The 23,043-nt window shown below is 36.4% G+C and carries 28 protein-coding genes and 5 pseudogenes; 12 read left to right on the top strand and 21 right to left on the bottom strand.

Annotated elements, in window-relative coordinates; translation table 11 throughout:
* Nucleotides 1-340 (top strand): annotated as a pseudogene (locus VB711_RS24085) (site-specific integrase); the annotation flags it as partial.
* Between the two features lie 98 nt (nucleotides 341-438).
* Here the strand turns inward: VB711_RS24085 and VB711_RS24080 are convergent.
* Nucleotides 439-780 carry a DUF5615 family PIN-like protein gene (locus VB711_RS24080; RefSeq protein WP_323288936.1) on the bottom strand — a complete coding sequence of 114 codons (342 nt, stop codon included), beginning with the start codon at nucleotides 778-780 and terminating at the stop codon, nucleotides 439-441.
* Nucleotides 777-1,001: a DUF433 domain-containing protein gene (locus VB711_RS24075; protein ID WP_168498131.1), complete on the bottom strand. Its 225-nt coding sequence runs from the start codon at nucleotides 999-1,001 to the stop codon at nucleotides 777-779. The genes VB711_RS24080 and VB711_RS24075 overlap by 4 nt, the downstream gene beginning before the upstream one ends.
* A 398-nt stretch (nucleotides 1,002-1,399) precedes the next feature.
* Here VB711_RS24075 and VB711_RS24070 point away from each other — a divergent pair, with 398 nt between their 5' ends.
* From VB711_RS24070 to VB711_RS24060, 3 genes are all read left to right on the top strand, one after another.
* On the top strand, nucleotides 1,400-4,054 hold the full coding sequence (locus VB711_RS24070) for an AAA family ATPase (RefSeq protein WP_323288935.1): 2,655 nt from the start codon (nucleotides 1,400-1,402) through the stop codon (nucleotides 4,052-4,054).
* A 165-nt stretch (nucleotides 4,055-4,219) separates the two neighbouring features.
* Nucleotides 4,220-4,450, top strand: coding sequence for a type II toxin-antitoxin system HigB family toxin (locus tag VB711_RS24065; RefSeq protein ID WP_323288934.1), 231 nt, complete (start codon nucleotides 4,220-4,222; stop codon nucleotides 4,448-4,450).
* A complete protein-coding gene (locus tag VB711_RS24060; protein WP_323288932.1) occupies nucleotides 4,450-4,674 on the top strand; it encodes a hypothetical protein in 225 nt (74 codons plus the stop codon). Before VB711_RS24065 ends, VB711_RS24060 begins: the two co-directional genes overlap by 1 nt.
* 372 nt (nucleotides 4,675-5,046) lie before the next feature.
* Here VB711_RS24060 and VB711_RS24055 read toward each other — a convergent pair.
* The 5 genes and pseudogenes from VB711_RS24055 to VB711_RS24035 all read right to left on the bottom strand — a co-directional run.
* Nucleotides 5,047-5,547 (bottom strand): annotated as a pseudogene (locus VB711_RS24055) (nitrogenase component 1); the annotation flags it as partial.
* A 349-nt stretch (nucleotides 5,548-5,896) separates the two neighbouring features.
* Nucleotides 5,897-6,136, bottom strand: coding sequence for a hypothetical protein (locus VB711_RS24050; RefSeq protein WP_323288930.1), 240 nt, complete (start codon nucleotides 6,134-6,136; stop codon nucleotides 5,897-5,899).
* A gap of 206 nt (nucleotides 6,137-6,342) precedes the next feature.
* On the bottom strand, nucleotides 6,343-7,089 hold the full coding sequence (locus tag VB711_RS24045; RefSeq protein WP_323288928.1) for a KilA-N domain-containing protein: 747 nt from the start codon (nucleotides 7,087-7,089) through the stop codon (nucleotides 6,343-6,345).
* Nucleotides 7,090-7,092: 3 nt separating this feature from the next.
* The gene (locus VB711_RS24040) at nucleotides 7,093-7,242 is read right to left on the bottom strand and encodes a hypothetical protein (RefSeq protein ID WP_323288927.1); all 150 of its coding nucleotides are present in this window, start codon (nucleotides 7,240-7,242) and stop codon (nucleotides 7,093-7,095) included.
* Nucleotides 7,239-7,721: a hypothetical protein gene (locus VB711_RS24035; RefSeq protein WP_323288926.1), complete on the bottom strand. Its 483-nt coding sequence runs from the start codon at nucleotides 7,719-7,721 to the stop codon at nucleotides 7,239-7,241. Before VB711_RS24035 ends, VB711_RS24040 begins: the two co-directional genes overlap by 4 nt.
* 393 nt (nucleotides 7,722-8,114) lie before the next feature.
* Between VB711_RS24035 and VB711_RS24030 the strand changes: the two genes are divergently transcribed.
* Nucleotides 8,115-8,402, top strand: a complete 288-nt coding sequence (locus VB711_RS24030; RefSeq protein ID WP_323288925.1) for a hypothetical protein — start codon at nucleotides 8,115-8,117, stop codon at nucleotides 8,400-8,402.
* Nucleotides 8,403-8,404: 2 nt separating this feature from the next.
* Here VB711_RS24030 and VB711_RS24025 read toward each other — a convergent pair whose 3' ends face one another.
* The 3 genes and pseudogenes from VB711_RS24025 to nifH (VB711_RS24015) all read right to left on the bottom strand — a co-directional run.
* Nucleotides 8,405-9,727, bottom strand: coding sequence for a site-specific integrase (locus VB711_RS24025; RefSeq protein WP_323288924.1), 1,323 nt, complete (start codon nucleotides 9,725-9,727; stop codon nucleotides 8,405-8,407).
* A 182-nt stretch (nucleotides 9,728-9,909) separates the two neighbouring features.
* Nucleotides 9,910-10,824 (bottom strand): annotated as a pseudogene (locus tag VB711_RS24020) (nitrogenase component 1); the annotation flags it as partial.
* A gap of 132 nt (nucleotides 10,825-10,956) precedes the next feature.
* Nucleotides 10,957-11,406 (bottom strand): annotated as a pseudogene (nifH, locus tag VB711_RS24015) (nitrogenase reductase); the annotation flags it as partial.
* A 132-nt stretch (nucleotides 11,407-11,538) separates the two neighbouring features.
* Here nifH (VB711_RS24015) and VB711_RS24010 point away from each other — a divergent pair.
* Together VB711_RS24010 and VB711_RS24005 are read left to right on the top strand one after the other, a co-directional pair.
* A complete protein-coding gene (locus VB711_RS24010; protein WP_323288923.1) occupies nucleotides 11,539-12,942 on the top strand; it encodes an integrase in 1,404 nt (467 codons plus the stop codon).
* Nucleotides 12,943-13,045: 103 nt separating this feature from the next.
* Complete coding sequence (locus VB711_RS24005; protein WP_323288922.1) at nucleotides 13,046-13,651, top strand: hypothetical protein; 606 nt, start codon at nucleotides 13,046-13,048, stop codon at nucleotides 13,649-13,651.
* A gap of 256 nt (nucleotides 13,652-13,907) precedes the next feature.
* On the opposite strand, the gene VB711_RS24000 is transcribed toward VB711_RS24005, so the two are convergent.
* From VB711_RS24000 to VB711_RS23980, 5 genes are all read right to left on the bottom strand, one after another.
* Nucleotides 13,908-14,225: a DUF4926 domain-containing protein gene (locus tag VB711_RS24000; protein WP_323288921.1), complete on the bottom strand. Its 318-nt coding sequence runs from the start codon at nucleotides 14,223-14,225 to the stop codon at nucleotides 13,908-13,910.
* A gap of 146 nt (nucleotides 14,226-14,371) precedes the next feature.
* Nucleotides 14,372-14,674, bottom strand: a complete 303-nt coding sequence (locus VB711_RS23995; RefSeq protein ID WP_323288920.1) for a type II toxin-antitoxin system RelE/ParE family toxin — start codon at nucleotides 14,672-14,674, stop codon at nucleotides 14,372-14,374.
* Entirely contained in the window at nucleotides 14,674-14,934 is a 261-nt protein-coding gene (locus VB711_RS23990) for a ribbon-helix-helix domain-containing protein (protein ID WP_323288918.1), read from the bottom strand. The genes VB711_RS23995 and VB711_RS23990 overlap by 1 nt, the downstream gene beginning before the upstream one ends.
* Nucleotides 14,935-15,116: 182 nt before the next feature.
* A complete protein-coding gene (locus tag VB711_RS23985; RefSeq protein ID WP_323288917.1) occupies nucleotides 15,117-15,422 on the bottom strand; it encodes a DUF5615 family PIN-like protein in 306 nt (101 codons plus the stop codon).
* Nucleotides 15,419-15,646 (bottom strand): DUF433 domain-containing protein, encoded by a 228-nt coding sequence (locus tag VB711_RS23980; RefSeq protein ID WP_323288916.1) that lies wholly within the window; start codon nucleotides 15,644-15,646, stop codon nucleotides 15,419-15,421. Before VB711_RS23980 ends, VB711_RS23985 begins: the two co-directional genes overlap by 4 nt.
* A 247-nt stretch (nucleotides 15,647-15,893) precedes the next feature.
* Here VB711_RS23980 and VB711_RS23975 point away from each other — a divergent pair, with 247 nt between their 5' ends.
* Together VB711_RS23975 and VB711_RS23970 are read left to right on the top strand one after the other, a co-directional pair.
* On the top strand, nucleotides 15,894-16,148 hold the full coding sequence (locus VB711_RS23975) for a UPF0175 family protein (protein WP_323288915.1): 255 nt from the start codon (nucleotides 15,894-15,896) through the stop codon (nucleotides 16,146-16,148).
* Entirely contained in the window at nucleotides 16,141-16,293 is a 153-nt protein-coding gene (locus tag VB711_RS23970) for a hypothetical protein (protein WP_323288914.1), read from the top strand. The genes VB711_RS23975 and VB711_RS23970 overlap by 8 nt, the downstream gene beginning before the upstream one ends.
* Nucleotides 16,294-16,317: 24 nt before the next feature.
* Here the strand turns inward: VB711_RS23970 and VB711_RS23965 are convergent, their stop codons facing one another.
* Both VB711_RS23965 and VB711_RS23960 read right to left on the bottom strand, forming a co-directional pair.
* Entirely contained in the window at nucleotides 16,318-16,530 is a 213-nt protein-coding gene (locus VB711_RS23965) for a type II toxin-antitoxin system HicA family toxin (protein WP_323288913.1), read from the bottom strand.
* A gap of 11 nt (nucleotides 16,531-16,541) precedes the next feature.
* Nucleotides 16,542-16,766, bottom strand: a complete 225-nt coding sequence (locus VB711_RS23960) for a type II toxin-antitoxin system HicB family antitoxin (RefSeq protein ID WP_323288912.1) — start codon at nucleotides 16,764-16,766, stop codon at nucleotides 16,542-16,544.
* Between the two features lie 340 nt (nucleotides 16,767-17,106).
* On the opposite strand from VB711_RS23960, the gene VB711_RS23955 reads away from it, so the two are divergent.
* Nucleotides 17,107-18,015 carry a site-specific DNA-methyltransferase gene (locus tag VB711_RS23955; protein ID WP_323288911.1) on the top strand — a complete coding sequence of 303 codons (909 nt, stop codon included), beginning with the start codon at nucleotides 17,107-17,109 and terminating at the stop codon, nucleotides 18,013-18,015.
* 154 nt (nucleotides 18,016-18,169) lie between these two features.
* On the opposite strand, the gene VB711_RS23950 is transcribed toward VB711_RS23955, so the two are convergent.
* The 3 genes and pseudogenes from VB711_RS23950 to nifH (VB711_RS23940) form a co-directional block, all read right to left on the bottom strand.
* Nucleotides 18,170-19,069, bottom strand: a complete 900-nt coding sequence (locus VB711_RS23950) for a BglI family type II restriction endonuclease (RefSeq protein WP_323288909.1) — start codon at nucleotides 19,067-19,069, stop codon at nucleotides 18,170-18,172.
* Nucleotides 19,062-19,295: a helix-turn-helix transcriptional regulator gene (locus VB711_RS23945; protein ID WP_323288907.1), complete on the bottom strand. Its 234-nt coding sequence runs from the start codon at nucleotides 19,293-19,295 to the stop codon at nucleotides 19,062-19,064. Before VB711_RS23945 ends, VB711_RS23950 begins: the two co-directional genes overlap by 8 nt.
* 318 nt (nucleotides 19,296-19,613) lie before the next feature.
* Nucleotides 19,614-19,907, bottom strand: a pseudogene (nifH, locus tag VB711_RS23940) (nitrogenase reductase); the annotation flags it as partial.
* Nucleotides 19,908-19,940: 33 nt separating this feature from the next.
* On the opposite strand from nifH (VB711_RS23940), the gene xisF reads away from it, so the two are divergent.
* Nucleotides 19,941-21,302: a fdxN element excision recombinase XisF gene (gene xisF / locus VB711_RS23935; RefSeq protein WP_323288906.1), complete on the top strand. Its 1,362-nt coding sequence runs from the start codon at nucleotides 19,941-19,943 to the stop codon at nucleotides 21,300-21,302.
* Here the strand turns inward: xisF and VB711_RS23930 are convergent.
* Complete coding sequence (locus VB711_RS23930) at nucleotides 21,286-21,438, bottom strand: hypothetical protein (RefSeq protein ID WP_323288905.1); 153 nt, start codon at nucleotides 21,436-21,438, stop codon at nucleotides 21,286-21,288. The genes xisF and VB711_RS23930 overlap by 17 nt on opposite strands.
* 904 nt (nucleotides 21,439-22,342) lie before the next feature.
* On the opposite strand from VB711_RS23930, the gene VB711_RS23925 reads away from it, so the two are divergent.
* On the top strand, nucleotides 22,343-22,915 hold the full coding sequence (locus VB711_RS23925) for a hypothetical protein (RefSeq protein WP_323288903.1): 573 nt from the start codon (nucleotides 22,343-22,345) through the stop codon (nucleotides 22,913-22,915).
* Nucleotides 22,916-23,043: the final 128 nt, after the last annotated feature.

Genomic DNA, 23,043 nt, shown 5'->3' with positions numbered 1-23,043 from the left:
CACGGCTTTAATTCAAAGGGTGAGTTGGTGGTTTAGAAAAATTGGTTTAGATTTTAAACCCTATGATTTACGTCATGCTTGGGCAATTCGAGCGCACATTTTAGGGATTCCGATTAAAGCTGCGGCGGATAATTTAGGTCATAGTGTGCAGATTCATACGAAAACTTATCAACGTTGGTTTTCTTTGGATATGCGGAAGTTGGCAATTAATCAGGCTTTGAGTAAACGAAATGAGGTTGAATTGATCAAGGATGAGAATACAGGGTTAAAAATGGAGAATGAGAGGTTGAAGATTGAGGTAGAGAAGTTGAGAATGGAAATGGTTTATAAACAGAGTTAAGTTTTATAGCTTTTAATTAACTTTTCATGGTAATAATGTAGGGTGCATCTACATAAATTATCAGAATAATTAATTGAAACAATTCACTCACCCTAACACTATTTAAATGCTTCGATTTGATCTGAATAAACATTAATTAGCTTGTGATCAATAACTAAAATCTCAATCTCCGTCCAAACTCTAGCTAAAAATGAATGAAATTCACGTTTCCGCATATTTCCAAAACGTAGATGCACTATTTTAGGTGGGAGCGAATCAACCATCATCCGATCAGAAAAATCCGAATCTTTAGTAACAATCACCAGTTCTTTTTCCTTTGCATACTCCCAGATTTGGGTATCACTTGGACTATTCCCTAAAATAGAAACATGAATAATGGGTAAAGATGGAGTAAATTGGATTTTAATAGGGAGATTTTCATCAAATAAAAACCCATTCATGCAATTTTTCTCACCTCGTAATGATTCCCCATCAATTTTGCTGCAAATTGGATGCAAGCATAAATATCTTCTCTTTCTAAAGATGGGTATTCTTCTAATACTTCCTCGATAGAATCACCTGCACCTAAAAATTCTATAATTGTTTGTACAGAAATTCGAGTGTTAGTAATAACAGGTCTGCCATTGCAAATGTCTGGATGAATAGTTATTCGCTTTTCCATAACGATTTTTCCTTTTTATAACCCTAGTTTTAAGTAACTAAGAATAATATTATTTTACATGGTTGTTAGCAAATTGTCATTATTTTTGAATATAATTTAAAATTTTGTATTAAGTTTCGTTAGTGAAAAATAGAAGTCAAAATGTATTAATAAGGATGAAAATACAGGGTTGAAAATGGAGAATGAAAGATTGAAGATTGAGGTGGAGAAGTTGAGGATGGAAATGGTTTATAAACGGAGTTAAGTTTGGTTAATCAAATTGACACAACCTCCATTTTCTGCATTCCTCATCATGTGAACTTTTAAATTTTCATGAAATACATATTGACGTATTGTATACGTTAGTGTTATGCTCAAGTAAATTACGCATAAATAAGTATATTATCAGGTTGTGACCTATGTATCTTAAAACAATCTTCATTCGCTTCTATAAATCCTTCAATGATGACTTCCTAAGAAAACAGGAAAATAGAGAACCTAAACCGTGGGAACTCATAGAAAAAAATTATTATCCCTACGTCGAAGTTCCTTTTGATTCTAAAATTACAACCATAGTTGGTGCAAATGAATCTGGAAAGTCTCACCTGTTAAGTGCTATTGAAAAGGCCATATCTGGAAAGAATAGATTTGGAGAAGAAATTAAACGTAGCGATTTCTGCCGCTATTCTCCTTTTTTTACGGTTAAACAAAACGAATTAAAATATCCTGATTTCGGTTCTGAATGGGGTCTTTCTGAAGCTGAATATAAAAGTATAAAAAAAATTATCAAAATTGATGATGATATCTGGTTTGACAGATTTTTGATATTTCGTAATAACATTCATGATTTAACTATCTATTTACCTGAAAAAAGACAATACAGACAATATAAACTTGAAGAAAATCAAAAAATTGAAGTGCAAAAACTACTTCCTAAGCCATTTAGAATTGAGTCTAGTATTGCGCTTCCATCAAGTGTTCCCATTAAAAAATTAGTTGAATTGGATCAAAAGGATTATGTGGGTAGTAGAAAATTTGAAGTTATAGATAGAGAACAAAGAAATATAATAGTAAATGCACTTGATACTTTTGATGATCCAGAATTAATATCTAAAATCCGTGGTTTTGATGGTAAACAAAGAGAAGAAATTGATCATGAAGCAGTTAAGCCAATTAAATCAATTATCTCAGCGATTAGTGAAGATAACTTTAATGATAAAGAAAAAGAAAAAAGAGAAAAAGGATTTAATTTAGCCTACAAATTAATCTGCAAAATTGCCCAAGTAGATAGGAACTCATTAATTGATTTATCTGAAGCAATTAAAGATGGATTAGAAGGCTATGCCAATGGGATAATTAAAAGGATTAACCAGCAATTAGCCATTAATTTAAACTTCCCGAACTATTGGGTTCAAGATCGAAACTTTTGTCTAAAAGTTATGGCTAGAGATTATGATTTAGTTTTTACCATAACAGATAGAACAGGAACGGAATATTCATTTAAGGAAAGAAGCCAAGGACTACGATATTTTCTTAGCTATTACATTGAGTATCGATCTCATGAACCCGATCCAAATAAAACTGAAATACTGTTGATGGATGAGCCAGATGCTTATCTTTCTAGTCAAGCACAACAAGACTTATTGAAAGTATTTGATTTATTTGCAAATCCCAAACCAGGATCACATTTAACTCGTCCAATTCAGGTAGTATACGTTACTCACTCTCCTTTTTTAATTGATAAAAATCATACCGAACGTATTCGGGTACTACAGAAAGGCAATGATGATGAAGGAACACGGGTAGTCAAAGATTTTGCCCAATGCCGTTATGAACCACTGAGGTCTTCAATTGGTCCTCATATTGGTGAAACAGTTTTTATTGGCAATTGTAATTTAATGGTTGAAGGTATTGGTGATCAAATTCTTATTGCTGGAGCAGCAACTTATCTTAGAAGCAAAGGTATATCTGACTTAGAAACTTTAGATTTAAACCAAATCACAATTGTTGATTCAGGAGGAGCTTCACAAACTCGCTATATGGTATATCTAGCTTGTGGAAGGCACGCAGAACAAATTGCAGTTATTGTTTTATTAGACAGTGATAAAAGTGGCAATGAGGCTAAACAGCAATTAATAGGTAAAAAGGGAGGCAAACATAGTAAAAGCTTGCTTAAAGAGAAGTTTATTCTTCAACTTGGTGATCTGAAAGGAGAATTTAAATTAGTATCTGAAAATGCAACAGAAAGACTTGAAATAGAAGATATTATTCCTTTGGAAATTTGTGTAGAAGCAACAAAGATGTATTTACGGGAGTTTCTTAAAATAAATGATAATGAACTTGAATTTTTAACTGAAAATTTAGTATCAAGTAAAATTGCTGGTCAAACTGTTCTTGATGCTATAGATGAAATTTTAAAAGACTATCCTGACTTAGTAGAAGACTCAAAAATCGGTGAAAATAAAGCTGGATTTGCGAGAAATGTTATTCAAGTAATAAATAAGTGGTCAAAACAAAAAAATCTCAATGAAAATCAGATTAATGCACTTAATATTTTTGAGCATAACTTCAAAACTTTGTTTAGAAAGTTAAACTCTATGCAGCGTAGCGCCCAGCAAAAATTAACAAACGAAAAACTGTCTCAAAAAATAGACCGTTTGAAGAAGGAGTTTATTACACTTCATCCTTCTTCTGCTATGCGTGAAGATGGGATTCGCTTACTTGAGGCCATTGGTGACATTCTGGAGGATAATAGAGACAAGGAATTAATGATAGAAATAGAAGCAATTGAGAAACAAATTCAAAATTTGCGTCGTGACTATAAGCTTGAGACTGATATGAATACAGCAATTGATGACTACCCTGGGTTTAAAAAAGGTTTAGAAACAATCAAGTATGCTGGGCTTTTAGCAAGTCAAGAAGAAACTATAGAAGAGGCTCAAGAAGAAACTGATAAAGAAATACAGATAGATAAAGATATTTTGGACAACCAATTATCTACTACTGTTGAAACGACAATTAGTGAAGATACTGATAATTCTCACCTTTCAAATAGAAGAAAAAGAAAATCTTAGCTAATATTATTAGTGCGATCGCACTCTTCCAAATCCCAAAGAGCGATCGCACCCTCCCAAATATCCAATGATAAAATCAAGAAAACTAAAGATAATCCACCAATAACATTGACGACATCTTCAGTTATATTAACGCTGTGATCGCATGGGAAGTGAGATAAATGAATGATAAAATTATCTCAGTGGTATCAATTAGTAAAGGAAAATGAATTTACCTCATTTGTAGAACTCCGGGAAATGTTTCCATCAGCAGATCAAGTTGGTAAATTAACAGTATTTAATATTGGTGGCAACAAAGTTAGACTCATTGCTGCAATTCATTACAACCGTCAAAAAATCTATATTCGTGCTGTGTTAACTCATCCAGAATACGATCAAGGAAAATGGAAAGAATAATGCAAAGTTTAAACATCAATCAAACTATCACTGCTTGGTCATCTATTGCCGAAAATGTTTTTGTCCCTCACACAGAAGCAGAATATGAATACTTAGTTAATATACTTGATTCTCTTATTGATCAAGTTGGTGAGGATGAAACCCATCCTCTCGCATCGCTTATGGAAGTAATTGGTGCATTAATTGAAAACTATGAAAATGAACATATTCCTGAGTTATTGTAATCTATAAAAATATGCTAGAAAAACTAATTACTCATAATTGCAAAAGCCATAAATCTATAGATGTGAAAATTGTATCTGATAAAAATTTCCAAAAAGTATAATCGGCGTTTTCAATCCATCTTGTGATACCAGTTTATCATCAGCAGTTTATTTATTTTTTAGCCTAGTGCGATCGCCATATTTAATCTAAAAAATTCTCTATAAAAAAGCTTTTATATTGAACATTCTTAATTTAACCCAAATCTCAAAGCCAAACAGAGTCAGACTATTACTACTTGCAGTTATCCACAAACAATGTTATTATTAAACATAATAAATTACATTTAGTCTAAAAATTTAACTCTCAAAATTCATCAATAAAAAAACCTGAAATTAACGCACTTTTCCAACAACATCACCAGGTTCGGAGTAATCCCAAGAGTGCATTTGACGGAAAGGAAGACCCATTTTTTGGAAGACATACTTCTCTTTCACACCAGAAGCAACTAAGTCTGGCTTCAATGCTTTGATAAATTCTTCAAATTCAAACGCGGTAACGTCGTCATAAACGATAGTTCCGTTTTCAATGTAGTGAGTGGTACGTTTGTAGTCGTCATTATGAGCGAACTCATAACCAGTACCAATCATCTTCATTCCCAAATCTTGGAAAGCGGGAACAACGTGACGGGGACGTAGACCACCAACCATCATTGCTACAGTCTTACCTTCCAAACGGGGGCGATATTTAGAAACGATCGCATCCATGGTAGGTTGATATTTAGCAATTACTTTCTCAGCATTGGCTTGAATCTTCCCGTCAAACTTAGAAGCGATTTCCCGTAAAGAAGCAGCAATCTTGGTAGGACCGAAGAAATTATATTCTAACCAGGGTAGATAAAAATCGGTAAGCTGAAACCCTTATATATCAACAGTTATAGCTCTATGGAGTTTCTATGGCTTAAATATGTCTTAAATATAGTTTTTTATTTAGTCTAAACCCCTTATTTATCGTTGTTTTGCATGATTATCGAATTATCAACCAAAAATAAATTTTCTACTCGTCTTTCTTAAAGGAGAAAACGACACAGTAAATGAGTCACACTACACACTAATGCCGCAAAGCTTTCAAAATTTTATTAAGAATCCGTGTTAGGAGGTGAGGTCTATCACCCCCTGACAGGAATTAGTAAGGATACTTAAATTAACAGCAACCCAGTAGAGGGCGATCGCTCTCCTTGGGTGATCAGGGGGTGATCACCTCTTGATCACCCCGGTGATCACCCCCGGACTCCTTGCTGTGTGGTGCTTCTAGGCAAAGGTGATCACTTGATCGCGGTTTTGGCTCTAAATTTTTTTCTTCCTCTGAATTTTTAAAATGGCTGTTTTTGGTGATCACCTGATCACCTTTGGCTGTATCGCTTGCTGTGACATCATCTTGGGGGTGATCACTTGAGGTGATCACTGGGTGATCAGGGGTGATCACCCTCACCCCCTGACAGTAATTAGTAATGATGTATCCATAACCGGATTACCAAGTACAGCAAGGCTTTCAAGTTTTTCATGCCATCAAAATTTAATTGACTGAAAATTAGTCAGTTTATTTGTACTATCAACTTAATTGACTGAAAATTAGTCAGTTTATTGTACTATCAACTTAATTGACTAAAATTGACTAAAATTGACTAATTTCTAGATGCTACTGTTCTTCTCTTTAACCCAAGATTCAATTTCTTCCTTGAAGTAGCCTACCAATCCGAACATATCATCTTCCCATTCCTCGTAGTTTGCAATATGTGTGCAAAACACACCTGAGTAGATGCTTGGGTACTTGTCTTTGAGAAACTCTTCAATTAGTGACTGGTTTAACAGATACCACTGACAATGTATTCCCTTACGTTCTTCGTGCGCTAATCCAAACTTTTTCTGCAAACGAGCGAATCTCTCTGCACTGTACTCTTTAAAAAGAATGGCATATTCATCGCCATAGTCTATCTCTTTACCTTCCCAGTCCCAATCTTTTCCCTCAAGGAAACTGTACCGCTCCTGGACTGCTTCATTGATGATTTCCAGCCCTTCAATAGTTTCCTGCCTTGAGGCAATATCAGCAGCGAGATGTGGATCGGCGGTGACGTATCTAACGAACGTCTCGGCCACATAGTTAGCGAAATTTGGATCAAGGTAGCTGGCAAGATGAACCGCCATGATGGGGTGAATCCATGTAGTAGAGCCACGCCCTTGACCAATAGTACAAATAAGCTGACTAACTTCTAGACTATTTTTTTCTGAAAGTACCTGAAGTCTTGCTTTTGTCTCTGGTAATTGCTTCCAATTATTCAGGCGATAACCGAAAATCTTGCACCACTTAGTAGCGTTGACGTACCCATCATCTCGCTGTGCATCTTGCACTAACTCTCCAAACTTCTGTGTTTCTGACATATGTTAAACTCCTGATAAATTGATTTCCTTAATCAAAGCGTCAATTGCTTTACCTGCGGTTGACTGCCTTCCTACTTTCAGTTTTTTCAATACTTTGTCGCGCGCCGCCTCAAAATCTATTTCTTGCCTGAGAGATTGGGTGTTATCTCTCAAGCGGCTAACTCCCCCAGGCGTTCATTTAAATCCTGCTTAACTTCTGCGATCGCACTTGCTACTTCCCGCTTAACCAATGATTGCCCAATTCCTGCGATCGCACTTACTACTTCCCGCTTAACCATTGCTTGCCCAATTCCTGCGATCGCATTTGCCACTTCCTGATTAACCAAGTCCTGGATGTCTACATTGTCTACAGCTATGTCAGCAGCCGTAGATGTAGCTAGAATACGCTCCACTTCCTGATTAATATCCTGCCTAACTTCTGCGATCGCACTTTCCACTTCCCGCTTAACCAGGTTCTGGATGTCTACGGCTCCCGTTATTCTTTTAGGAAGTGATAGAGACGCTGAGAATCCCAATGACTCTGTTAAAACTCTTTGAGCTGTCTGATTTAGTGTTTCATTTTCCAAGCCTTGAGACTCCAATGCTTCTACCACTTCATCGGGTAGGCGAAACGAAAATGCCTTGCTGACCATAATACTCCTGTATTCAACTGATTACAGTTTATCAGGTTTTATATTTTTTGTCTACAACACTGTTGACATTGTATTCAGTTAAAGGTTATCCTGTTTGCATACAACTGAATACAGTTCAATGAGTAAGGTTGTAGCGAGTAAGTTCGTAATGTCGCATCGCTGCCTACAATACTGTTGACAATGTATTCAGTTAAAGGTTATCCTGTTTGCATACAACTGAATACAGTCGAATGAGTAAGGTTGTAGCGAGTAAGTTCGTAACGTCGCATCGCTGCTTACAATACCGATTGATATTTAAGTGAAGCGTACGCTTTAAAATGCCCAGCGAGAGAGAGATCACCTCCTCGCTGGGACGGATTCACCCAATCACAGTAACTGATTAGGAGCAATAAAATGTTAGCATCCAACCAGCCCTTATGGGTATCAGATTCTCGCGCCCAATTTTGGCGGCTGCGGGTCACAAAGGAATTTACCAAACCAAAATACTATATTGGACAAACCGTGCTGCACAGAATGAAAAAAAGGAACGGAGAAATATTACATCCTGTTCATATAATTGGTCTTTGGTGGACGCGCTACAACTGGATGTACTGCATTAAACTACCAGAAGATCACCCAGAGTGGATATTTGAAGACCATGAATGGATAGAAGTTGAAGAATCGCAAATAGAAGAAATGTAGCATCACCCAGAAAGTACCTCAGAGACTTGCTTTCGTGTCAAAGCTTGTCTTAGATACTCATTTTCAGCCTTCAACCTAGCATTTTCATCCTTCAAAGTTTCGTCATCATCTCTACGTTCAACAGCCTGTTTAATTACCTTTTTTCTGTTGTCCAAACTAAACCACTTCTGGTAAATTTCCGTGTGAATTTCCACCGAATGACCCAAATTATCAGCAGCAGCCTTAATTGGAACTCCCATAATATGCGCTCTAATTGCCCAGGCATGGCGCAAATCATAAGGGGTAAAAGGAACTTGCACACGTCTAAACCACGACGAACAATTAACCCTGATAATGTTGATATCACTAAAACTGGTTCTACCTTCAGTTTGAGACTTCAACATTATTAACCTGTCTGCATTCTTTAAATCAAACAACTCAACCCATTCAGGATGCAGGGGTAAAGCCTCCCTGTGTCCTGTTTTAGTTTCCTTATCAACCTTCCAAGTATTATCCTTATTCGCATCACTCAACCACCAATCAATCGCCGGATTAACAAACAATTCCCTCGGTCGTAAACCATAGGTAGCCAACATCCCATATACCCATTCCCACAACTTCCAACTATCAACACATTTTTTCTTAATAGTCGCCCGTCTAGCCAACGAATAATTATGGAAAAATTGATAGCACTTGACCACATCATCATCAGTAGGGATATCTCTAACCTGTACCTCTGGACGCTTATTCTTAATTCCTTCAAAACTAAAACACTCTAATTTTAAAGTTGACTTCAAAACCTTTAAAGTTTTAATAGTGCTGTGCTTGGCATGATCACCTAAAACACTTAACCTCTGATTTATTGCATCTTGAGATAGCAGTGTATCAGACCCAATGTACCTCTTTAGATATTCCTGATAATAAAAAAAGGTATGTTTGCTCTTTTCCGTTAACTTGTGAGTTTTAAAATATTCAGTTTCAAAATCCTTCAATATCTCACCAACTGTTTTAGGTAAATCATTCTTGTTGATTTTTCCTAAATATTTATCAGTCCATTCAAACTGCTTCCGAGCAATCAGCTTACCTAACTCGTGTGCTTCTTCCTCTGCGGTCAGCAGTCCATCCAAATTCGCTGGGATATTCAAAGAAATCTTATACTGCTTGACCCCTTTACCGTTGGTATCAACATCGCCCGGTTTCAATGGTAACGATGCCTGCAACTGGATAGTGTCCCCAGACCCGCTCAAAACCAAACCTACCTTAGTCTTACCAGCCTTCAACCGAGCCTTAGCATCTACAAAGCCCTTGTCAAACTTCTGCTGCAAATGTTGCCGAGTAGCCTTCATGTGTTTTTGATTCCCTAGATAGCTGCCATCGGTAGATGCTGGCGGCGTGAAATCGCCAAAATTGTCCTCAGTCCCTGTTTTTATCATGGCTTAAATATGTCTTAAATTTCAGTCCATTTAGAACAGTGCGCGGGGCGAACAAAGTTAGACCTGGACTAAATTTGGGTATCTTCAACAATTAAATCATACTTTGTACAGGGTATACCATAAGCTTCTTCCATGTGACGGCTGATGTAGTTCATCGAGCGGTAACAGTGGATGAGGTTCATCTTCACGTTGGGGGTCATCAACATTTCGTTGATTGTACCGTCACCAGACCACTGAGCCACAACACGCAAACCGATTTCTTCTAATAAAATCCGGCTCGCCCAAGCATCACCACCGATGTTATAGTCACCGATAATGGCTACATCATAAGGAGTAGACTCAAACTTGAGTGTACCATCTTTCTTAGCTTGATCGGCTCTGGGGAATACCCAGTCACGAATCATGTCGTTAGCGATGTGGTGTCCTAAAGACTGAGACACACCACGGAAACCTTCGCAACGGACAGGAATAACTGGCTTACCAATAGTTTTAGATGTCTTCTTAGCTACTGCTTCGATGTCATCCCCAATTAGACCAATGGGACATTCAGATTGAATAGAAACACCACGGTTTAAAGGGAATAATACGTCTAATTCTTCAATTAACTTGATGAGTTTCTTGTCACCACCGAAAACGATATCCCGTTCTTGGAAGTCGGAGGTGAAGTGCATGGTACCAAAGGTATCAATACCTGTTGTACCAATGTAGTAGTTACGACGACCAGACCAAGACCAATAACCGCAACCTACTGGACCGTGGCTGATGTGGATCATGTCCTTAATAGGACCCCAAACCACACCTTTAGAACCTGCGTAAGCACAACCACGAGCGGTCATTACACCGGGAAGGGACTTGATGTTAGATTTAACACCACAATCTGCCTTACCTTCTTCAAATACGTTTAAGTGCTTCTCGCGCTTTTTAGCAGCTTTTTCGGGATAAGCTTTCAGAACTTCTTTAACTAGTTCTTTTCTTTGTTCAACAATCTTCTTGTCATCGGGAGGAGTCATATTCTATCTCTCTTGCTCCTAAGGAACGGGGAATAGGGATTGGGGACATGATGTCCCCTGTGGGGGTAGAGGAAATATTGGTCAAAGGTGAGAGCTTGTGATGTGTGGCTCTCTGCCTTTTTTAGCAATGGACTATACTGCTTTACCAACTAATTTAGCAGCATTTTCTTCGCTTTCCAGAATACCAAATTCAATCAACAATTCTTCCAACTCTTCCATTTCGATTGGTGTGGGGATGGCGAGGTTGGTGTTGTCGATGATTTTTCTAGCTAGGGCGCGGTATTCGTTAGCTTGGTTGCTTTCTGGTGCATATTCGTTCACTGTCATCCGACGTAATTCAGCGTGTTGAACGATGTTGTCACGGGGAACGTAGTGAATCATTTGAGTGTTCAACCGACTAGCCAAGGTTTCGATCAATTCGATTTCCCGGTCAGTGTTACGGCTATTACAAATCAAACCACCCAAACGTACTCCACCACTGTGAGCATATTTGAGAACACCACGAGCAATGTTGTTTGCAGCATACATCGCCATCATTTCACCAGAGGTAACGATGTAGATTTCTTGTGCTTTACCTTCACGGGAAAGAGTAAGAATATGATTTTAATAGCCTGAAAATGTTTATTTTCAACTATGTTTGCCGTAATCATTGTCTTAGATAAACAGTTTTTTTATTAGGGTAAATCTAGGGTATGGACAGAACACAGGAAGCATTTGCCAATTTTCACCAAACAGCGATCTACAGATGGGGGATATTTAGGCAGAATGCAAGCAGTAGAAAATCAAGAGAGTCATCTAACGGCAAAATTAGTAACAGAATTAAAGGCAATTAATGCTAGGCTAAGAGCGGCTAGGGTGAGTGTTACTGTCAGAAACTCTGGTAATACATTGCAGTTGAGAACTACCCTACCTATTAAACCAGGTGATATTGATAAAAACGGTATCGGCACAAAGCAATATGATATTTCTTTGGGGATACCATTTAGTTTTGATGGGTTAAATACTGCGGAAGAAGAGGCTAATGAATTAGGAAAATTGATCGCTAGAAAACAATTTGTCTGGACTGATAAATATTTAGGCAAAACTAGATTTAAAGCTAAATTAATAACTATAGGAGAGTTGATTAATGAGTTTGAGAAAAACTATTTCCAAACTAGAAAACGTACTCTTAAAAGTGATAATACTTTCAATAGTTATTTCTATATTGCTAAAACCCATTTGCCAAAGGATAAAATAGCGATCGCTACTAATTTCATAGATGCTGTAAAGGACTGCACTTCATCGGATAGTGTAAAAAATGAACTAATTAAGGTAATTAGAGTTTTGTGTAAATGTTCTGGTTTAGAAGTTCCAGAATTGAGTAATTTAAAAATTAAGGCTATTTCTAAACGGCGTGATATACCCACTGATGCAGAGATAGAACAGGAATATTTTAAGTTTGAAACCTATGCTATTAAACGTCCCAGTAAGTTGACAACTAGGGAAGATAGAAATAACTGGAAACTTTGGCGTTGGGTCTATGGAATGTTAGCGACTTATGGATTAAGACCAATTGAAATTTTTGTTAATCCTGATATAAATTGGTGGTTATCATCAGAAAATACGATGAATACCTGGCGTGTAAATGAAGAATGTAAAACTGGAGAAAGGGAAGCTTTACCATTATATCCGCGTTGGGTGGAAACTTTTAGTTTAAAAACTGATTCAGAAGCGATTGAGTTATTAAAGGCGAAAATTAAAGATAAAGTTACGAGTAGAGAAATAAATTCTGCACGACATGGTACAGATAGATGGTTTAGATTTGTGGGAATTCCTTTTCAACCCTATGATTTACGGCATGGTTGGGCAATTAGAGCGCATTTAATGGGCATTCCAATTAAAGCTGCTGCTGATAATTTGGGTCATTCTGTGAATATGCACACATCCATTTATCAAAAGTGGTTTAGTTTAGAAAATCGCAAGGTTGCAATTGAGCAAGCAATTAAGCAAAAATCGAAAACAGAAGATTTACAAGATATGGTGATTAAGCTGGAACAGGAAAATGAGAGGTTGAGAATAGACAATGAAAGATTAAGGTTGCAGATAGCAAATCAAGATTTGATGAAAATGATTAATTAAATGTTTTTCTGTTGTCTGTTTGATGTTGGGTTTCTTTCCGTCAACCCAACCTACGGTATAATAGATTTAAGATAAAATTTTTAGGAATGGAATGTTATAAATTATGCCTTATAGTCAGTTTACATCTATTGGTAAGGTTAAAGAGGCTTTCGGGTTAAAAACGCAAGAAGGTGGGCGTTTTATTCCTGCTATCGAAAAGATTGAAGTATCTGCTACACTCAAAGCATATCTTGAGGAAAGTATACCAATTTCTTCTTCTGCTAGTGAAAAATCCCGTTCTGAAGGGATTATTTACCCTGTATTATTAGAAGTTAGAAAAATATTAACTCGGCAAGTTAGTTTATTTTCTGGTGAAGATTTTACGGTTGATGAGTCAGTTGGACTTAATGGAATGTGTGATTTTCTGTTAAGTCGTTCTCCTGAAGTTTTAGAAATTGAAGCCCCAGTAATTGTGATTGTTGAAGCAAAAAAGGCTGATTTAAGAACTGGGTTTGGACAATGTATTGCAGAGATGGTGGCAGCGCAGAGATTTAATGCTGCTAAAAATCGTCCAGTTTCAGTTATTTATGGTTCTATTACCAGTGGTACACAATGGCGTTTTCTGAAGTTGGAAAATGATCTTGTGACTATTGATTTAATGGATTATGCTCTCCCACCTGTGGAAGAAATCTTGGGTATGTTAGTTTGGATGATGCAAAATGGGGGGTAATTCAGCAATTAAAAATTACTTCCCAATAGTTAATCTATATCCTCGAGTTCAGGAATATGTTCAGTTTCATAATTTTCAATTAACACGCCGATGACTTCCATGAGGGATGCAAGCGGATGACTTTCATCTTCACCAACTTGATCTATAAGAGAATCTAGTATATTAACTAAGTGTTCATATTCCTCTTCTGTGTGAGGAACAAAGACATTTTCGCCAATGGATGACCAAGCATTAATGGTTTATTCAAGTATCATATTTAAGCAGGAGTTTTATAAAGAGAACGAGTAAAGTTCAAAACCTGTTTTTGTCTATCTTCTGGCAAGGCTTGTAGCATAGCAGAAACACGATCAGCTAGAGATACCCAAGACTGGGTTTCGCTCTTCCAAACCACAATAAAATTCTCAGGCATCAAAGCTAAGATAGCAAGGGCTTCTCCTTCAGAATTGACAAATTCTACCTCATAAGCGCGATCGTCATATTCCTCAACAATCGTGCCAAGTTCACCAGCTTGAATTTCTAACTCTGGTAAATCAATTAAAAGTTCAACAACATCAAATAGTTTAGGCTTACTCATTTCCGTCTCCGAATGTATTATGTACCTAAATACTAAATACTAAATACTAAATACATTATAAATCACTCTCCATAAACCACATACCCCAAATGCGATAGCGTTCACGTAGTGTTCCGCAGGAAAGCGCTCCGTAGGAATCGCGTAGCTTAACCTCCAAATTCTTCAAATACAGCCCTTAAATCTCTTTTTCCATAAACGACACGGACAATTTCAATTCCATTTTCCAAAGGATAATAAAAAACAATATAATCATTAACTATAAAACCACGTAAATCAGATGCAACCCAAGCATAGTCTTTTCCCATGTTTGGAAAACTAGAGACTAACTTACATTTTTCCCTAATATTATCAAAGAGTTGACTTGCTGCGTTGATATTTGTTTGACCGATAAATTCACAAATTTCATTAAGGTCTTTAACTGCAAGTTTAGAGAAAAAATAAGTATTCATTATTGAGATTGTTCCATTTGCTTTAACTTTTCTTGTAGTTGTTGAAAAACTAATTCACCTTCTATTACTTCACCTTGACGAAGTTGTTCTGTTCCTTCTGCAATTTTTTGTCTTAATTCACTGAGTTGCTTTTCTTTTTCATCATGTTGTTCTAAAAGTCGAAAAGCTACAGATAATAGTTCATCAATGTTTTTGTATTTACCTTCTTGTAATTTTTCAAGAATGTATTTTTCTTGATATGGCTTGACTGCAATTTGCATTTTTATCTCCTTCTATTTGAATTAATAACAGTTATCAAAAATATATCCTCAATATTAATTGAGCATTAAATCATTTACTTTTAAACCTACAACAATTGAGTTTTTCATTAATCACGATCTCCATTAATGGGTAAAGAACGAATCCGAACCCGATCACGATCAAAAATAATAATACTACCTGATTAAATACTTTCTTCTAGGTTAGGAAGATTTTTTAGCAAAATTTGTAACTGTTGTTCAGGACGGCGATCGCTATTTCTCCTAAATAAAATTACCGATGGTTTAACCTCTTGTCGCAGTGCCAATAAAGTACCAAAATCCGTATATGCTGAAATAACTGTACGATTTTCTTGTGTAGCAATTTCAAATATTTCAACATCTTCAGATGCTTGCATATCATAATCACGAACATGGACGCAATCAAAACCCGCTTGTTGTAATCCTTTAGAAATTATTGGAGATAAAGCATTATCAATTATAAATTTCATGCAGTTAATAAGGGTAATTCTCTTTCTCTGACGGCTTGCGCGGCATAATATAAAGCTTCCTGAAGATCCTCTATTTCTAAATCAGGATATGCGGCTAAAATTTCCTGATCTCTCATTCCTTCAGCAAACATACCCACCACAGTAGCAACAGGAATCCGTAACCCACGAATACAAGGGACTCCTCCCATTTTATTGGGATTAATTGTAATTCTTGTAAATTTCATGGTTAATTGCTCTCCTAACGATGCTTAATTAATATATTAACACTCACTCTGAGCGATAGCGAAGCGCTCCGTAGGAATCGCGTAACTCACCGCAGGTATCGCTCTCAAACCTACAATACCGGAAATGCGATCGCGAAGCGCTCCGTAGGAATCGCGTAGCTCACTACAGGTATCACACTTTATAAAACACAACATCTTCGCCGAATTAATGTTAGTCTAAGAAAAAACAGTCAACATAATTAATGCTATGACCATAAACATTAACGTTGAACTTCCCAATGATGTTTTTTCAGCACTTCGCAGTAACCCAGAAACTTTTGTGAAAGAAATGCGATTAGCTGCTGCTGTGAAATGGTATGAAGTTGGTATGATTTCCCAATCTAAAGCTTCTGAAATTGCAGGAGTGAGCCGTCAACAATTTTTAGAAGCACTTAATCGCTATAATGTTTCTCCCTTTCAAGTCACTCCTGAAGAGTTAGCTGAGGAGTTAGCGCGTGAATAGAAAATGGGTGGTGAATAGTTCACCATTAATTGTATTAACTAAAATTAATCAGGTTCATCTACTTTCAGAACTTTGTCATAAGTTGATTATTCCTAGTGGTGTTGTCCAAGAAATCAGTGTTGCAAATGCGATCACACTTACTTAACGTTCTCAAAGAAATTTGCTTTTTTCATAAATCTTCTGGTTTTAATCCTGTTTTTTTAGCTATCCGAGAAAGCATTTTTGATCCAATTTCATCACTATCCCGAAATGCAAATACATAATCTTCCCATCTTTCTCGTTCTAAGATTTTATGCGATCCTGTTTGTCGTTTAACACTCCATCCAATTTTCTCTAATGCTGCTAATACTTTTTTCGCTTTTGTAGATGACCACTGGCTCATATTCTCATCCTCTATGCTGCAATAAAAGTGAGACTTGTTAGCCCTAAGTTAATTTCTCCATGTTCCAGTTTATCAGCAATCACTCGCAAAGCTAAAGCTTGCACATTAGATATTGCTTGTTGTTGAGTCGAACCATAAGCTAAAACACCAGGAATTTCTAAAATTTCTGCTATCCAACGTCCATCTTCTTCTTGCTCAACTTCAATAGTGAAGCAATTAGATATTGAGTTTTGCATTATATCAACTCCATACGATTCAACTTTGATTGTCATGGTTGAACAACTAATTTAATTTCAACAATTTTAGCATCTCTCAAATCACAACACCGGAAATGCGATCGCGTAACTCACCGCAGGTATCGCTCTCTCCACAAAAAAACATTACTGAAAAATATAAATATACTTTTTTATTGATATTCCTTCCACACCAAAAAACCACGACTTAATATTTTTATCATTTACACCTTGACAAATTTCATATATTTATGTATCATAAGATATGATGACTTTATATAGCATTTTTTTGATGCGGTACTTGCAAGCTAACAAAATCTATCACGGTAGGTCAGAACTAAAAATGCTCGAAATTGAGCCTAGTAGTGTTGCACTTAGTGTATGGTCTCCTCCGTACTTTGTAGGTAAACAGTATGAAAAAGGAGAGACTTTTGAATCTTGGCAAACAATATTGAAAAAAGTTATTGAAAATCATGCATTAGTATTAAAGCCAGGTGGGTTTCTTGTTATCAACATAGCAGATATTTTATGTTTTAAGGATGAAAATATACCTCGAATACAAGCCCTAAACATCTCACACCAAAAATGCAAAGTAACAAGAGAAATGGTTCTGGAAACTCGTCAAAAATATCCCCATTACACTCGTTATCAATTAGCAGAATTACTTGGCTGTAGTGAGCAAACAATTGATCGTCGATTAAATGGAAACAACATCCGTGGAGGTAAGTACCTGACTCAAACAAGAGTTAAATTAGTTAGTCATTATCTAGAAAAGTACGCTTATAATATAGGAATATATTTGTATGATAAGCGTATTTGGGCAAAAGATCCATGTTGGGCAAATAGTCAATGGACAACCAATAGTTTAAAAGCTGTAAGTGAATACGAAGACTTATATATTTTTTGGAAGCCAGGAGAGTATGTAATTGATAGAAGTAAATTGTCAAATCAAGAATGGAAAGAATGGGGATCTAGAGGTATTTGGTTCATAAATAGTGTCAGAGTAAATAATGACCACGAAGCTAAGTTTCCAGAAGAGTTAGCTACAAGAATTATACGCTTATTCAGTGCCAAGGGAGACTTAGTAATAGATCCGTTTATGGGTAGTGGTACTACTGCTATAGCCGCAATTAAGACAGATAGAAAATATATAGGTATAGAAAAAGAACTATCTTATGTCACCTTAGCTGAAAAGCGTATCCAAGAAACTACATTTGTACAGACGACACTAAACTTTGCCTCATTCACATAGGATTTCTTACAGAAGTGTGGTGATATGCAACAGAACTTTACAGTTTTTGTGTTTTACCCGGAAAACAATGCTTATCTATTAAGAATAGATCATTAAGCACTCAAATTTAGTATCACCAATGCCAATGCACAACTTGAGGAACATCCTCAAAATCTTAACATTCAACACTTTTGATTTCTTGAAATCTCCAGTTATCTATACCTCTGAGAATTTTAAAGCTAACTCGACAACGCACTTTTAGAGGATTCTTGGTTTTATCGTCTTTACCAGGAAAAAATAATTGAGGATGATGAGCTAAATAGTGTGGATTTTCATGCAAAAGTAAGCCATTTGGAACTGTAGCAACACTAATTCTTTGAAGTGGCTGACCTCCATCCTGAGAATTTTTTTTAAGTGATAACATTTTGTAGACAGGTTTTAGAATAATGATTACAACTGGTACAATAGTTTTATCACTCAATACATAAAATGGCGGAACACTACAATGAAATAAGTGACTTGCTTTACTCCCTCTTGCAACTATTACATCATTTTGAATGCCGTTATCAACATCATCCCATTTTCCACTACCAGAAATTTGGTTATGTGACATTACAGCATGATCTTGATCGTCTCTAGGTCCGACAGACTTAATATCAAGAAATAACCAGCATTTATCTGTCAAGCCATTTGTAATATGGTGAATTTCATTATTTTGTAATACCAATCTTACGTCTGACCCTGTAGGTAAACCTACGTCTCGAATACCAAAATATTCTGCCATAAGTCTTGGAATTTTATCTCCAATGGCGTGTTCACCAACTTCTATCCAAGGGTATTGATCACCTATAGGTTGTCTTCCTCTTTCTTCTGGTGGATAGTTTTGCCAAAAAGGATACAAGTAACTGGCTTCGTTATAATCTTCAACTATTTGTTGAATACTTTTATTAATCATTTCATACAATTTTGAAGTTATAAATTTTTCTAACTTTATCAGTATATGATGATTGTTAATAAAGTATCTTCTTGCATCTTGATAAATAAAGTATTGAAAATCTCTACAATCATTAAACATCAGAATTTTCTTCCAGTAAATCTTGTGGGGACACACCTAAACTTTCAGCAAGTTTTTCTAGAGTTTGTAATGTAATATTACGTTCACTTCTTTCAATAGCACCAATATAGGTTCTATGCAATCCACATTTTCCAGCTAAATCTTCTTGGGATATGCCAATTTTTTTTCTTAGCCTTCTTAAATTGGAAGCTACAACTCGATTCAGTCCCAGAAATTGCTTGACCATCCAAATTCATAGATAAAAAATTATAATCTTGTGCTTATTATTCAGAATAATAAGTCCACGCTACTTTTATGGCTACAGACTATATATAGCAATAGAGATAATAAAAATACAGAAGCCAAAGTCAATTACCAATCAGTAGCCCATTTATCAAAAATCATGTATTCCTATTGACACTAGGGACAAAATAGGGTAAACAAAAGAAAAAAACAAAACAAATTGCCCATTTTCCCAAAAATTCCCAGGGCAAAATTAGGGCAACATAAAAACAAAAACTTAACTCAATTGCATAATCAAAACCTTAGCCAACATAGCTTAATCTTCACGGATAGGCATAGCAAAACCACCGCATACAACGTCACCTAATACGTCGTAAGATACGAAATCTAAGTCTTGGTAAGCACCATTTTCTTCTAAGAAGTTAATAGCGGTGATAATACCACGACCGGCGCAACCTACACCGGGTTCTGGACCACCAGATTCCACGCACTTAACGTCGCGGAAACCTTTGAGCATTACTTCATGAAGTTCTAAATCTTCAACAGCACCTCTTTCAGCAGCCAAGTGAAGAACGGTGGTTTGAGCTTTGGAGTGGAGCATCAAACGGGTAGAGTTATATTAACAATATGGACAATATGGGGAATAACTATGAAAGCAGGTTATGTGAGGGTTAGTACCCGTGAACAGGATGAAGGTAATGCTTTGGAGCAACAAACAGCACGGGTAGAAAAGGCAGGTGCAATGATCATCTTCTCAGACGTTGAGTCTGGCCGCAGCGACAAGAGGAAAGAATTTAATAAAATGATTGCTCAGTGCAAACAGGGCAAGATCAACGAAGTCATCTGCACTAGAATTGACCGACTAGGACGCAGCGTGGTAGGGATTCACAAGGCGATCGCTATCTTTGAGGAATACAAGGTTAAACTCACGGTTTTGGATGCCCCTGTTGACCCATCCTCCCCCTTTGGGTGGTTTTCTGTGAATCAGATGGCTGGTTTGGCTGAATTTGAATCTAGGCTACTCGCTAATCGTATCAAAAATGGCATGAACTTTTTTAGAGAACAGAAAAAGGCTTCTCCCCGTCCACCTTTTGGGTATTGTCGAGTTGATGAAAAGTATGCTCCTGATTTATCTGAGATTAATGGAATTAGTAAATGGGCGATCGCTCATAAGATGATTGAATATTTCCTCGATGATGGGGCTACATTGAGACGCACGGCTCAATATTTACTGCAAACTTATGATCAAAGGTGGACTGCTGCTGGATTACGTTACTGGCTCTTAAATCCTGTACTAAGAGGCTGTACAGCTTATAATATCAAAGACAATTTAAATAAACCTGATAACTGGGATATTCATGAAAATACTCACCAACCGTTGATTACTAAAGATATATTTAAACGCATAGTTGGAAAACTTGACGAAAATAAATTTAGGTACAGTTACGGCAGGGACAAAAAGGAAACAGAGATTTTCCCACTAGCGGGGCAGATTATTTGCGCTGATTGCGGCTACAAATGCTTTTGTAAGAAACGAAACTCAAAATATAGAGTTCGCTGCAAAAAACATGAAAACATGGGAAATAATTTCTGTAGTAATAGAATTAGCACCTATCTACCAAATATTATATCTGCGGTGGATAAGTCCTTAGTAGAACGACACAGGGAGATTAAGGAATATGCAATTACAAATTCAAATATTGAGACACAGGATAGCCCTGAATTGATTGCTAGGCAAGAGCAACTAAAGGCACTTAGACTTTTACCTAAAAGCTCAATTATTCAAGATGCTATTGACCAAACAATTTTAGAGATGAATAAAATCAAACAAAAAGAAACCGTAGTCAACCAAATTAACACTCAACTATTTGATATTCTTTCGTTTTGTTGCAGCAATATTAATTTTTGGGATGAAACACCCTGGACGGATAAATCTTTAATATATAAAGAATTAGTTGATTATGTGAAAGTTGCCAATGGTGAAATAAAGGAAGTTAAGCTGCGAGTTTAAGCAGTCCTTGAAGTTCTGTCTCAAATTCTTTTTCTGATAATGTCATTAATCGCTTTCTTGTACAAGGCGATAAATGACGAATTCTATACCATTTTGCAGAAGTACGAATCAATACTTGTGTTGCTGTTTCTTTCATCTTATCTACCGTGAAGCGTTGTAATTAGTTTATCGGCTTTTGATGTTTTTGTCTGTTCATTTCAAACAAATCCCCCGTATATAGGGGAACACAATACCGATTCTGTAGGAATCTCAAATAACATAATTTGTTTTCGGCGAAACAAGATGAGAATACTGCTCCTAGATAATATGCTGAAGGTTCAATCTACTATTTGATTGTAAAACACTTCTTTGTTATATTCAAGGATTTTGATATTGTACAAAACATCAGCATCTAGCAAAACAGGCTTGTTCGCTAAGTGTATCAATCATCTTTTTTTAGCTTTGAAACTAATTCTGGGGAACAATAAATTGTAATTTTTACTTTTGTCATTATTGCTTCTAGTAAATCTTATAAATGTTCATCAATATTCTAATAAATTCAGAGATATTCTGAACATTTCATATTATAATATATTTATTGATTCTACTAATTAATAAACTCTCGAAGTTAGTACAAATAACCGCGAGAGACGACCGTTCCCTACAACTTATGCTTGTAAGAGGTTAAACTATGATACGCTCTAAAGACATTCAAATCACGCCCATGCACCCCAGAGATTTCGTGAAACTCTATGGACGTGAATTTGCGGTTAGGGTTTCCGGCTACGCACCAGATACTTTAAGTAAGTACACGTCAAGAGAAACATCAAAACGACATATACCCCCTAGAGAAGCCGTTTTAAACCATTTTGGACTACTTCACATAATTATCTCTCAAAGGACAAACGCTCTACAACTGCCAAAATGACGTTTATCAATCAACTAAAAGCCAAATAGACACTACCTGCCAAGTGCGGGTTTTTTTATGATTGGGAAAGTTAACGGAAACCTTTCGGAAACCTTTCGGAAAGCATTTCGGAAACCTTACGAAAAGAGGAACAATGAACCAACTTACAGATACACCTCTTTCAAGTTCGGCGATCGCTGAATTTCTAAGAGTCAGCAAACCCACAATTTCTCAGTATTACAAGAAAATCAGACACGCTTACTACTGGATGTCTGATAGCGATTTTATAGTGGGCAGTCGGAATAAAAGGGCTTATACAGGCTTTTGTGTACAACAAATGGAGCAACTTAGTTCTTCCCTAAACCATGAACAATGGATTTTGGACGTACAAAAACAGAAGCCTAACGAAGAAATATCAAATCTAGATATCCAGGTTGAAGCTGAAATTGTGCAAACCTTGACGCTTGCAAAACCCGATTATGCCCCGTTGGTAGTTCAACAGCTTGAACTTGAGGTTTTAGCTTATGACCTAACGGAAATCAAGCAATCAACGAGTCTGACATTAAATAATTTAGAAGCGGGTATGGAAAATGCGGGAGAAGCATTTATAAGTCGTGCTGTTGAACGCTTCAAAAAAGTTGGTGTAATTGCGGCCAACCAAGCTTTTGCTGCAATGACTACAGAAATGAACAATGAAATGGAACGTTTAGCTAATGGGGGGAAATAGTGACAATGTGCAGATATTTTTAAAACCTGTAAAAAAATAATAACTCAAAACTGATTAATTTTAAGAGCTAGAACGGTCTAACTCTTTTTTGTTGCCTTCAGCTTCTTCTAAAGTCAGAGGAAATTTTG

Source organism: Cronbergia sp. UHCC 0137 (genome assembly GCF_034932285.1).
In the GTDB taxonomy this organism is placed as follows: domain Bacteria; phylum Cyanobacteriota; class Cyanobacteriia; order Cyanobacteriales; family Nostocaceae; genus Cronbergia.
The sequence above is the reverse complement of the archived record's forward strand: the minus strand, read 5'-3'. Positions and strand labels throughout refer to the sequence as shown.